Below are 11,066 nucleotides of genomic sequence, written 5' to 3' on the forward strand. Positions count from 1 at the left end.
CTACATTTTTATACTAGCACCACAATCTATTAAACTTAGTTAATATTCAATATACTTGTATTGTAGTAAAACAGTTTTATATTTTGATTTTGTAAATAGGTTTATAGGAAGTGATTACAATAAAAAATTTAAAAAAACATGAAATAATAGTTTACCTAATTATGACTTTTCTATTTACTTGGATATTTTGGATAATTGCATTTACTTCAACCAGTTTGAGTTTGAATGGACTTTTCCGTATAGTAGGCTCATTTATACCAAGTATTATGTCTATAATTTTTGCTGGCTATTATTATGGAGTTAATGGCATAAAAAAACTGTTAAAAAAGTTAACTATATGGAGAATTAATCCACTTTTTTATGCTTTTGTATTTTTATATACAGCACTGTCAATATATGTACCATCATTTATTTGTAGTATCATTGGAATAAACTATAAAATTCAAATTAATAATAATATTTCAAGTTTTCAACTTACTTCACCTTTTACGATAGTAATTTGTTTTTTTGTTGTTATGATTTTTGGTGGCCCAGTTGGAGAAGAACTTGGTTGGAGAGGATTTGTATTGCCTAAACTTCAAAAAAAGCTTAATCCTCTTATATCAAGCATAATATTAGGAACTATTTGGGCAAGTTGGCATATACCTATGTTTTATTTCCGTGTTCCAGGTTATGATATAAGTTTCATTAGTTATCTTTTAGAAACTATTTGGTTAACAATTCTGTTTACATGGTTATACAATAATACAAAAAGTAGTCTATTAATTATAATCTTGTATCATAGTTTTGATAATTTTGTCATGGCAATTTGCTTTAATGATTTTATGAAGAATCTCAACATCTACTCAGTTATTTTTTGGATAATAAGACTAATAGTTTTATTATGTATTTCTTTTGACATGCTTAGAAAGCCATTAAAACAATTAGAATATGAAACTTATAGTAATACTTAATATTTTACATTTTTGTACCTAGTCAGCTGAATAAGCGTGAAGTTAATGTTAAAATTACAGAAACAGGAAAACAGATTATCAGAGAATGTAGTGAAAATTCAATAAAGTTTCCTGCGGATATTTCGAAACATTTTTCAACTGAAGAAATGGAAATGTTATGGACTTTATTAAAGAAATTATATAGGTTTGATGGTGAAGAGCAGAATAGTTTTGAAGAAGAAGTTGACTATAAAATTGGTGAAATCGAAAATGATTCCACAATAAGAGAATTAAACAAATTTGAAAGACTAAGAAACAAGAGTAAATAAACATTAATAATTTTTTTGTGATAAAAGGAGATTTAAAATTATGAAAAATAAATCTAACAGATTGATTTATTTTGAAGAATATATACATATAAATGGTATAGATCAATATCTGTTTCATTCTGGTACGAAATATGATAACCCAGTAATGTTGTTTTTACATGGTGGGCCAGGTTTCGCAGAATCAACGCTTTCTCATATTTTTCAGGAAAAATGGGAGAAAATTTTTACTATAGTCCACTAGGATCAACGTGGTGCCGGAAAAACATTTACTAAAAATCCAGATAAATGTCCTACAATTGATTTAATGTTAAAGGATTTATTTGAAATTGTTCAATACTTAAAAATAAAATATAATAAGCAAAAAATAATTTTATTTGGGCATTCCTGGGGAACTATTTTAGGAAGTATATTTATAAAAAAACATCCGGAAGAAGTAGCCTATTATATTGGAGTTGGACAGGTTATTAGTATGTTTCAAAATGAGCGTGTTGGCTATGAAAAAGTTAAAGAATTAGCTTGGCAGTCCAATGATAAAAAATCTCTAAAAGAGCTTGAAGCTTTAGGTGATTATCCAGGAAACAATCATGGTACTAATTTTAAGAAAAAATCTGAAAAACTACGTAAAGTTCAAGCTAAATATGGCTTAGCTGTTAATAGCAATTTTTCTGCAATTATGGGTCTAATTAGAAGTCCTATTTTTAGATTGTCAGATATTTTTGCGTTGATGAAAATGGATAAAGTAAATAAAGAAATACTGGAATTTTGGAGTAAATTTGATATAAAATCAGAATCAGCAGAATATAAAGTGCCAATTTATTATATTCTAGGTGAAAATGATTGGCAAACCCCTTATGTTATTGCCGAAGAATACTTTAAAAAAATTAATGCCCCTCATAAAAGATTATATCTAATACCTGGTGCTGGACATATGACAATGATAGACAAACCTAACTTATTTTTTGACACTTTATCAGATATTGGTATTATAGAGAAAAACTAAATTAGATTTATAGAGGAAAAGTTTAAAATAAGGAAGGAAATTAGATTATTTTATGTTGTTGTTGTTGTTGTAAAACAATATTAGAATTTAGCGATTTTAAAAAATAAGTTGAAATACATTTTAAAGCATTATATGATGAATTTAGGCATCGATGTACTATATTTAAAAAGAAGGTAAGTTGTGGATACTAAAATTGAGATGATACCATCATATAAAGTTGCTTATATACGAAGGACAGGATCTTACGGTTCAGAGAATGTACAAATAATGGAACAATTAAAAAATTGGGCTAGAGAGAAAAACTTATTAAATGAAAGTTCAATAATATTAGGAATAACCCAAGATAACCCTAAATTCACAGAATCTAAAGATTGTCGTTATGATGTATGTTTAGTTATTTTAGATGAATTTAAGGATGATAATAAATACATTAATTTTGGAGAAACCATTAGTGGAAAATATTGTGTGTTTAAAATAAGTCATACGGCAGCTGCTGTGCAAAAAGCATGGATGGAGATATTTCAACAGTTATCAAAAAGGAATTATGAAATTGATGATAGAAAACCTATTCTTGAACGCTATGCAATGCAGATGATAAATAAACACTACTGTGAAATTTGTATACCAATATTATAAAAAATATTAAGATAAATAGTAAATTTATAGAGCTGATTAAAAAAATTACATTTGAAAGGGATGATTAATATGAGATTTTGGACAACTCAAACTGAAGATGTGATTAATATTATTTTAAGTAGAGGATTATATAAACCCGATTTTAATTTATCTAATGGATTTGGCGGAAATAAAATGAAACCTGCGTATGATGAAATTTTAAATGTATACTGCTACAGAAACAATATAGATTGCAAAGGATTGGTTTTTGGCATAACACAATTAAACGATATAGCTGTTAAAAATATTGAACAGTACAAATTATATTTTAGTAAAAATAAGATGTTTTGGAATTCTGTTTCCAATTCAGGTGAAAAATATGCCATATTGGAGCTTGAAGTTCCAGATGAAATTGATACAATTCCAATTTATTTTCAAGATTTTATAGTATTATGTATGAGAAATATTAGAAGCTATGAATTCCAAAATTATGTAAAGCCACAATTAAAAAACATTGAATTCCAAGATTTTAGAGATGATTTGAATATTGCTCAATCTATAGGGTGGACAGATGACACGGAATTTGATTTCGATGTTCCAGTTCTTAATAGAATTGTACAAGCCCATATTCATCAAATACCAATAGAATATATAAAGGGTGTATATGGAACATTTGATTTTGAAACAGAAAAAGAATATTCATTAGGTGAGAAAGCATTACAATTACATGAACACATAAATTCCAGATAGTTATTAAACAAATTCCAATTATGCACCCAGCAAAGGGTGATTAAGCTAGCAGGTGGAAATCTTCTGAGTAAGGTAAGTCTTGAAGTTGTCATCAGTAATGGCTGGAGCGGAGCTAAGCGTAGGCAGCGAGAAAGTAGAGTTGAAGTGTTATTGAGCCTCGAAATTTTGCATATCAAAGAGCTGACTTCTTAATTGGCGAGGAAAGCAGTATCACGTAGGTCATAATAGCAAGAACTATGTGGCATTGCGAGGTCAAAGGGTCAATTATGTTTTATATTGTGGGGGAAGAGCCTGTTGTTTCTTAGTAATAAGTATGATAAACAACAATAAAGCGTAGAATGTCAGATGAATGACAGGCAGTCGGATAGCCTCATAGTACCATCGCGACTAGGTAATGCCAGTGTACATATATAACAATCTTTCTAAGAACACGTCATCTGACTCAGGGACAGGAGAAATGATGTAGGCGAAGCGATAAGAAAAGCTACAGTTGAAGTGGATATATAGAAATGTTGTAATATTATTCTTTAGCAAAACCAAAGAAATTAAATGTGAATGTTATTATGAGAAAGCAGCACGTACGGATTCTATGAGGGGCTTACCATTGATAGGTGTAAGTCTCTCGACTATCTAATTGAATGATAAAGTAACTAACAAATAATATTATTTTAATCATTATGCTAAAATGTCTCTATAATCTTGTCTGTTTTTATAAATATAGTATTTTGTGGAATATTGTGAGTTAAAGCTAATTAAAGGAGTTGAAGAATATATTTAAATTATATAAAAAGTCGCCGGTAGTACATGCTGCAATTTGGATTTTTATTTATCTTAATATTGCAACTGCGGGATGTACTTTGCAGAAAATTGTTAGGGTTAATAATTTAGGAGACGGAATCGCATTATTAATATTATCAATTGTGCTTTTTTTCTATATTAAGAAAAATGAGAAATTCTCTTATTATGGGTTTAAGAAGCCAAATTATAAAAATGTCAAAAAAACTTTCTTTTATATACCACTTTTATTATTAATTATCTTAAATGGAATTACAGGTTTTAATTCTAAATTAAAAGTTATAGATATCATGGGTAGTGTTTTACTTGCAATATGTATAGGATTTTTAGAAGAATTAATTTTTAGGGGCTTTTTATATAAGGCTATTTTAGCAAATATAGTTGTTATAAAATCAATTTTTATTTCAGGTTTTATTTTTGGGCTAACTCATATTTTAAATTTTTTTAGTGGGGAATCAATACAAGAGTTAGTTATGCAAATTATTATTGCTATTGGCATAGGTATAGTACTAACAGTTGTATTTGAGATTACAAGCAGTATTATACCTGGAATAATATTTCACTCTCTATTTGATTTTGTTGCCTTTGTATCAAAATATCCAGTTTTGAAAATAGATATAATATCTTCATGTCTGATGTTTCTTATATTAGGGATATATATTATATATTTATTTAGATTTATCACTTGTAATGATACAAAACAGATCCAATAATGATAGTGTGAATTGTTTTAATAAAAACTAAATATACAATGTTGAATCAAAAGCAAAGGATTGATGCTAGAATAAAAATAGTACAAAATAAATTGAGAAAGTTCCCATTAGAGATTAAAATAAATATAAGAGATGGGGGAACTTATCATGAGAAAACAACATGACAAACAGTTTAAAGAAGATTCTGTAAGATATTATATGGATCATAAGGAACTTGGAATAAGAGGCTGTGCCCTAAACCTTGACATAGGTGCCAGTACTTTATCAAAATGGATTAAGGATTGCAAAAGCGAAAATGGTATTCAAGTCCGGGGTTCTGGTAATTATTCCAGTGATGAACAAAAAGAGATTGCACGATTAAATCGTGAACTTCGTAACACAAAGGATGCTCTTGATGTATTAAAAAAAGCCATAGGCATTTTGGGAAAATGACAGAAGCAATCTATCTTGAAGTTCTGAATAAACATGAAGAACTCAAGGGGGAACGCCGGGTTTCTATCAGCGGAATGCTTAGTATATTAGGCGTTTCACGTTCAGGGTATAATTCGTGGCTGCACCGCCTGCCTTCCGGTAGACAAAAGAGAAAGAAAGCTGTAAAAGAAGAAATCAAAAAAATTTATGATAAATCACATCAAAATTATGGTGCTCCTAAAATTACAAAAGAAATACGAAAAACCGGTAAAAAAATATCAGAACGCACTGTGGGAAAATATATGAAGGAACTTGGAATTAGAGCTCAATATGTAAAGCCATACACTATTACTACAAAGGATTCTGATTTCAGCAGTAAGCTGGAAAACATTCTAAATGGACAGTTTAACCCTATTGCACCAAATGCAGTATGGTGTACAGATATTACATATCTTTGGACTGATGCAGGTTTTGTATACCTTGCAAGTATTATGGATTTATACTCACGAAAAATTATAGCCTGGACACTTTCAAAAACTTTGGAGGTTTCTTGTGTTATTGATACTATTAATAAAGCTAAGAAAAACAGAAAGCTTGTGAATCCAGTCATCATACACAGCGACAGGGGCAAGCAGTATGTGTCAAAAGAATATAGAAAAACTGCTTCAAAAATGGTACTTAGTTATTCTAAAAAAGCATATCCATGGGATAATGCCTGTATTGAATCCTTCCACGCAATTATAAAACGTGAGTGGATAAATCGCTTTAGAATTAAAAATTACCACCATGCATATATTATTGTATTTGAATACATTGAAACATTTTATAATACTGTAAGGATTCACAGCCATTGCAATTATATGTCACCAAACGAGTTTGAAAAAGCATATAAAAAGGCTGCAAAATTTAATGAATCAATTGCAAGTTAAAGTTTATAGGCTTATTTAGAATTTTCCCATTTTAATTTGTGCTTTTTCTTGACATAGTACCAGATGATAAATAATATGAATACAGAAAATAAAGCTCTTAGTGATGCAATAACTGCATATAATAAAATAAGTGATTTAAAAGAAAAATTTGGAGTTTTTTATAAAAGTGTTTTTCATATTCATACACCAGCATCACATGATTTTAAATTATTATATAAATTCAAAGATAATGATAAAAAATATAAATTATTAAGTGATATAGATATTTATAAATTATGTATTAAAAATCATGTATTTTTTAACGTTCCAATAGAAACTTTTAATGATAGTAAATTTTCAATATATAAAGATAGAAAAGAATGTCTTAGTTATTTGCTTTATGCAAATCAGATAATTAATAACAACATATCAATTGTAGTTGTTACGGATCATAATACTATAGATGGATATGATAAACTGGTAGCTGCAATTGACAAGCTTTCATATTTTAAAAAGGGTACAATGTATCCTGAGGTTATATTAGGAATTGAAATAAGTTGTGCTGACAAGAATCATATCGTTGGCATATTTGATAATAATACCTTGCTAAAGGAAGCTATAAATAACTGGTTAAAAGATATTCTTTTGAACGAAAAAGATGGTTCCTATCTTACCAGCATTGATGTATTATCTAAAATTAATGAATTAGGTGGTATTGGTTACATAGCACATATTAACTCATCATATATGTTTAATGAAAAAAAGAAGTATTTAAGTGGTGCTTTTAAAAATAAATTATTTAACTTACCATTCTTAAATATAATAGGAATAACTGACAAAGAACAGAAATCAATTATTGAATCTAAAATATTGAACTATACTAATAGAAAGATGAAGTATGTTATTGATAATGATGCACACTCAATTGAAGAATTAAAACATAAATACTTCTGGATAAAGGGAAGTAAAAGAAAATTTCATATGCTTAGAGAGTCATTAGCAGATTATAATATTTCAGTTTCTTTTAATACACCTATTCTTCCTAATACGTATATAAAAGGTATATTTATAGAAAATAATAATGATGCATTTTTAACAGGAAAAAATAGTGAAGGTTTTTGCTTAACCTTTTCTGAGGCATTAAATTGTCTTATTGGCGGGCGAGGTACAGGGAAAAGTACTATACTACAAATTCTTGAATTTGCATTGAATCAAAATTGCACAGGGGTTCAATCTCTTGACTTTCTATGCAAACATGGACCAATTTGGATCCTGTATGTCTATAAGCAGCAAGAATATTTGATTAAATTAAATCTTCCCCATAAAGTTAGAGATGATGAAAATATTCTTAGATATTTTGGACAAAATCCAGAAAACAAATATCATTATACATATCATTTTAATTCTGCAGAAATATCTAAATATATAAGAAACAAGTGTCTTGATATTAATAAAGTAATATTAAAAGATAATGTTCTTTATTTAGAATCCGTAAAAAATAAAACTTCTATGCTGAATGAATTTTTCGATACCCGCTATTCTGTAAATGAATTGGTGCAAACAGCAAGTGGTGATGAAATCAACAAGTTTATATTCAATACTATGTTTAAGAATAAGACATTATCAAAACCAGGTAACATAATACATGTTAGAAGTAAATCAGGATTAAATAGTCTGCTAGAGAGTGTGGAAGAATTTCTTTCAAAAAGAAAAGAAGAAGTTAGTAAAGTAATTGATCCATTCAATAATAATCAAAAAGGAATACTTAGGATTATATACTCCCAATCAGGACAAGCTGAAAAGATGGATTATGAAAATTTAATATTTGGTAAGTCTATCAATAAAAAGAATATTTCAATAAGTGGAATATTACAAATGAAAACATAATTGACTATGTTTTTGCATTAGATGATAAGATGGGAGTTAGAGATCTACTATTGCATGCTTTTAATGTCAGATATGAAGATATGAATAAAAAAATACCTATTAAAGGTTTTCAAAATCCATTAACAAATGATCTTATTGATATGGGAATTAAACAAATGACAAGTGAAGATGAAATAAGATTAATAGAAATAATCTTGAAAAAGCTTACTACAAATAAAAATATTAAAAAAATAATAAGGTATTTAAAAACATATGTATCGGAAATCGAAAGTTTTTCTTTAGAATTCAACCTAAATAATAAAGAATCTAATGAAGTAAGAAATCCATTATACAAGGATATAAGAATACTTTCGTTAGGACAAAAAGTTGTTGCTATGCTGTCCTTTATTCTTGGCTATAGTGAATATTCAGAAGATTTTAGGCCGCTTCTGATTGATCAGCCTGAAGACAATTTAGATAATAGATATATATATAAGAACCTGGTGCATCAGCTAAAAGCTATAAAAGCAAGGAGACAAGTTATTATTGCTACTCATAATGCTACTATTGTTACAAACGCTAAAGCGGATCAGGTTGTTGTGATGGAATCAGATAATAAACATGGATGGATAAGAACAACAGGTTATCCCGCTGAAGATAGTATAAAAATACAAATTATCAATCATTTAGAGGGAGGAATGGATTCATTTAAACATAAATACAGTATTTATAAAGATGTCCTTTGGTAAAAAAGAAATAAGCGTAGATTTGATTAAAAACAAATTCACGCTTATTTTTTATCTGGATTTATTATTAATATCAATCATTTCATTTATTAAATGTATAGATATTGGTGCTATGTCAAGAAAAAGTACAAATTAAAATGAGAAAATCCTAGCTTATTTCCATATTTTAACTTGCTGTTAGCATACTAATTCTTTGGGATCTTTCATATGCTTTTTCAAATTGATTTGGTGACATATAGTTACAATGACTATGAATTCTTGTAGTATTATAAAATGTTTCAATATATTCAAATACAAGAATATAAGCATGACGGTAATTTTTAATTCTAAAACGATTTATCCATTCACGCTTAATAATTGCGTGGAAAGATTCAATACATGCATTTTCCCACGGAAAAGCTTTTTTGGAATAGCTAAGTATCATTTTTGAAGTAGTTTTTCTATATTCTTTTGACACATACTCACTACCCCTGTCACTATGTATGATAACCGGTTTAACAAGCTCTCTATTTTTCTTAGCTTTATTAATTGTATTAGTAACGCAGGAAACATTTAAAGTTTCTGAAAGCGTCCAAGCTATAATTTTTCGAGAGTATAAATCCATGATACTTGTAAGATATACAAAACCTGAATTAGTCCACAGATATGTAATATCTGTGCACCATACTGCATTTGGCTCAGATGGATTAAATTGCTCATTTAAGATATTTTCAAGTTTACTGCTGAAATCAGAATTCTTTGTAGTAATGATATATGGTTTTATATATTGAGCTTTAATTCCAAGTTCCTTCATATACTTTCCAACAGTACGTTCAGATATTTTTTCACCAGCTTTCTGTATTTCTTTTGCAATTTTAGGAGCACCATAGTTTTGATGTGATTTGTCATAGATTTCCCTGATTTTTTTCTTTACAATCTTTTCTCTCTTCTGCTGATTTGAGGGTAATCGATGCAGCCATGAATTGTACCCTGAACGTGAAACGCCTAATATATGAAGCATTCCATTGACAGAAACCCGGCGCTTCTCCTTGATGTCTTCACATTTATTTTGGACTTCAAGATAAATTGCTTCTGTCACTTTCCCAGAATGCTTATAGCTTTTTTTAATACATCAAGAGCATCGTTTGTATCACGAAGTTCACGTTTTAATCGTGCAATCTCCTTCTGTTCATCACTGGAGTAATTACCTGAACCGCGAACCTGAATACCATTTTCGCTTTTAGAATCTCTAATTCACTTTGACAGGGTACTTCCACCTATATCAAGGTTTTGAGCACAACCTCTTACTCCAAGTTCTTTATGATCCATATAATATTTTATAGCATCTTCTTTAAACTGTTTGTCATGTTGTTTTCTCATGATTAAGTTCCTCCATCTTTTATATTTATTCTAATACTTGTCAGGAACTTTCTCAATTTCACTTGTATTATTTTTATTCTAGCATCATATTACTTTCCAATAATGTAAGGATACTTGTAAAAAGTTTGCTTAATTATTTTTTAATTTGTAAACTATAATACCTTTTGAATTGATATATTCAAAATTAATTTTATCTGTACTTACCAATGCTAAATCATTTGAAAATAGTTGGGCATATTTTAAATTAGGTTTAAATATGTAATTCCCATCTTTATTTATATATTCGTATTGAGGATCATTACCGTTATCTTTTCTTACTAATGCTAATCCATTTGAAAAAGGAGATGATATAAATGTAAATTGAGGTTTAATAACCATATTACCTTTTGTATCAATAAATCCCCATTTGTTGTTTACTTCAACTCCTGCCAAATTTTCATTGAAAACTGATAAATTTCCTGTTGAATTTTCATTGAAATAGGCTACATTATTATATTGAAATTTGGTGACCATAGTACCTTTTGTATTAATAAATCCCCATTTATTGTTTATTTCAACTCCTGCTAAATTTTCACTAAAAGGTAATATAGTATCAAATTGAGGTTTAATAATCATATCTCCTTTTGTATTAATAAATCCCCA

The 11,066-nt window shown here is 28.5% G+C and carries 14 protein-coding genes; 11 read left to right on the top strand and 3 right to left on the bottom strand.

Annotated elements, in window-relative coordinates; all coding sequences use genetic code 11:
- The first annotated feature begins 110 nt into the window (after positions 1-110).
- The 11 genes from KM800_RS14250 to KM800_RS14295 all read left to right on the top strand — a co-directional run bounded on the left by KM800_RS14250 (position 111) and on the right by KM800_RS14295 (position 9,068).
- Complete coding sequence (locus KM800_RS14250; RefSeq protein ID WP_217813678.1) at positions 111-953, top strand: CPBP family intramembrane glutamic endopeptidase; 843 nt, start codon at positions 111-113, stop codon at positions 951-953.
- A 152-nt stretch (positions 954-1,105) separates the two neighbouring features.
- Positions 1,106-1,261: a hypothetical protein gene (locus KM800_RS14255; RefSeq protein ID WP_217813679.1), complete on the top strand. Its 156-nt coding sequence runs from the start codon at positions 1,106-1,108 to the stop codon at positions 1,259-1,261.
- Between the two features lie 40 nt (positions 1,262-1,301).
- The gene (locus KM800_RS15590; RefSeq protein ID WP_254906574.1) at positions 1,302-1,502 is read left to right on the top strand and encodes a hypothetical protein; all 201 of its coding nucleotides are present in this window, start codon (positions 1,302-1,304) and stop codon (positions 1,500-1,502) included.
- A 54-nt stretch (positions 1,503-1,556) separates the two neighbouring features.
- The gene (locus KM800_RS14260; protein ID WP_419195474.1) at positions 1,557-2,261 is read left to right on the top strand and encodes an alpha/beta fold hydrolase; all 705 of its coding nucleotides are present in this window, start codon (positions 1,557-1,559) and stop codon (positions 2,259-2,261) included.
- 180 nt (positions 2,262-2,441) lie between these two features.
- Complete coding sequence (locus KM800_RS14265; RefSeq protein WP_217813680.1) at positions 2,442-2,897, top strand: AraC family transcriptional regulator; 456 nt, start codon at positions 2,442-2,444, stop codon at positions 2,895-2,897.
- 69 nt (positions 2,898-2,966) lie between these two features.
- The gene (locus tag KM800_RS14270) at positions 2,967-3,626 is read left to right on the top strand and encodes a hypothetical protein (protein ID WP_217813681.1); all 660 of its coding nucleotides are present in this window, start codon (positions 2,967-2,969) and stop codon (positions 3,624-3,626) included.
- Between the two features lie 857 nt (positions 3,627-4,483).
- Positions 4,484-5,134, top strand: a complete 651-nt coding sequence (locus KM800_RS14275) for a CPBP family intramembrane glutamic endopeptidase (RefSeq protein WP_217813682.1) — start codon at positions 4,484-4,486, stop codon at positions 5,132-5,134.
- Positions 5,135-5,281: 147 nt separating this feature from the next.
- Positions 5,282-5,566, top strand: a complete 285-nt coding sequence (locus tag KM800_RS14280) for a transposase (RefSeq protein ID WP_217813683.1) — start codon at positions 5,282-5,284, stop codon at positions 5,564-5,566.
- The gene (locus KM800_RS14285) at positions 5,563-6,474 is read left to right on the top strand and encodes an IS3 family transposase (protein ID WP_217813684.1); all 912 of its coding nucleotides are present in this window, start codon (positions 5,563-5,565) and stop codon (positions 6,472-6,474) included. The genes KM800_RS14280 and KM800_RS14285 overlap by 4 nt, the downstream gene beginning before the upstream one ends.
- A 75-nt stretch (positions 6,475-6,549) precedes the next feature.
- Positions 6,550-8,340: a Spaf_1101 family AAA-like ATPase gene (locus KM800_RS14290; RefSeq protein ID WP_217813685.1), complete on the top strand. Its 1,791-nt coding sequence runs from the start codon at positions 6,550-6,552 to the stop codon at positions 8,338-8,340.
- Between the two features lie 50 nt (positions 8,341-8,390).
- Entirely contained in the window at positions 8,391-9,068 is a 678-nt protein-coding gene (locus KM800_RS14295; RefSeq protein ID WP_254906575.1) for a hypothetical protein, read from the top strand.
- A gap of 163 nt (positions 9,069-9,231) precedes the next feature.
- Here KM800_RS14295 and KM800_RS14300 read toward each other — a convergent pair whose 3' ends face one another.
- The 3 genes from KM800_RS14300 to KM800_RS14310 form a co-directional block, all read right to left on the bottom strand.
- Positions 9,232-10,143, bottom strand: a complete 912-nt coding sequence (locus tag KM800_RS14300) for an IS3 family transposase (RefSeq protein WP_217813686.1) — start codon at positions 10,141-10,143, stop codon at positions 9,232-9,234.
- Between the two features lie 155 nt (positions 10,144-10,298).
- Entirely contained in the window at positions 10,299-10,424 is a 126-nt protein-coding gene (locus tag KM800_RS14305; RefSeq protein WP_217813687.1) for a helix-turn-helix domain-containing protein, read from the bottom strand.
- A 129-nt stretch (positions 10,425-10,553) separates the two neighbouring features.
- The coding region (locus KM800_RS14310; RefSeq protein ID WP_217813688.1) for a WG repeat-containing protein at positions 10,554-11,066 on the bottom strand (513 nt) is incomplete at its 5' end.

It is taken from the genome of Clostridium tyrobutyricum, assembly GCF_019144085.1.
Lineage (GTDB): Bacteria > Bacillota > Clostridia > Clostridiales > Clostridiaceae > Clostridium_B > Clostridium_B tyrobutyricum_A.

Bases quoted from the DNA above. Each gene is read 5' to 3' on its own strand.
- KM800_RS14280 (WP_217813683.1), top strand. From the start codon at position 5,282: ATGAGAAAACAACATGACAAACAGTTTAAAGAAGATTCTGTAAGATAT.
- KM800_RS14285 (WP_217813684.1), top strand. From the start codon at position 5,563: ATGACAGAAGCAATCTATCTTGAAGTTCTGAATAAACATGAAGAACTC.
- KM800_RS14255 (WP_217813679.1), top strand. From the start codon at position 1,106: ATGTTATGGACTTTATTAAAGAAATTATATAGGTTTGATGGTGAAGAG.
- KM800_RS15590 (WP_254906574.1), top strand. From the start codon at position 1,302: ATGAAAAATAAATCTAACAGATTGATTTATTTTGAAGAATATATACAT.
- KM800_RS14290 (WP_217813685.1), top strand. From the start codon at position 6,550: ATGAATACAGAAAATAAAGCTCTTAGTGATGCAATAACTGCATATAAT.
- KM800_RS14305 (WP_217813687.1), bottom strand. From the start codon at position 10,424: ATGAGAAAACAACATGACAAACAGTTTAAAGAAGATGCTATAAAATAT.
- KM800_RS14270 (WP_217813681.1), top strand. From the start codon at position 2,967: ATGAGATTTTGGACAACTCAAACTGAAGATGTGATTAATATTATTTTA.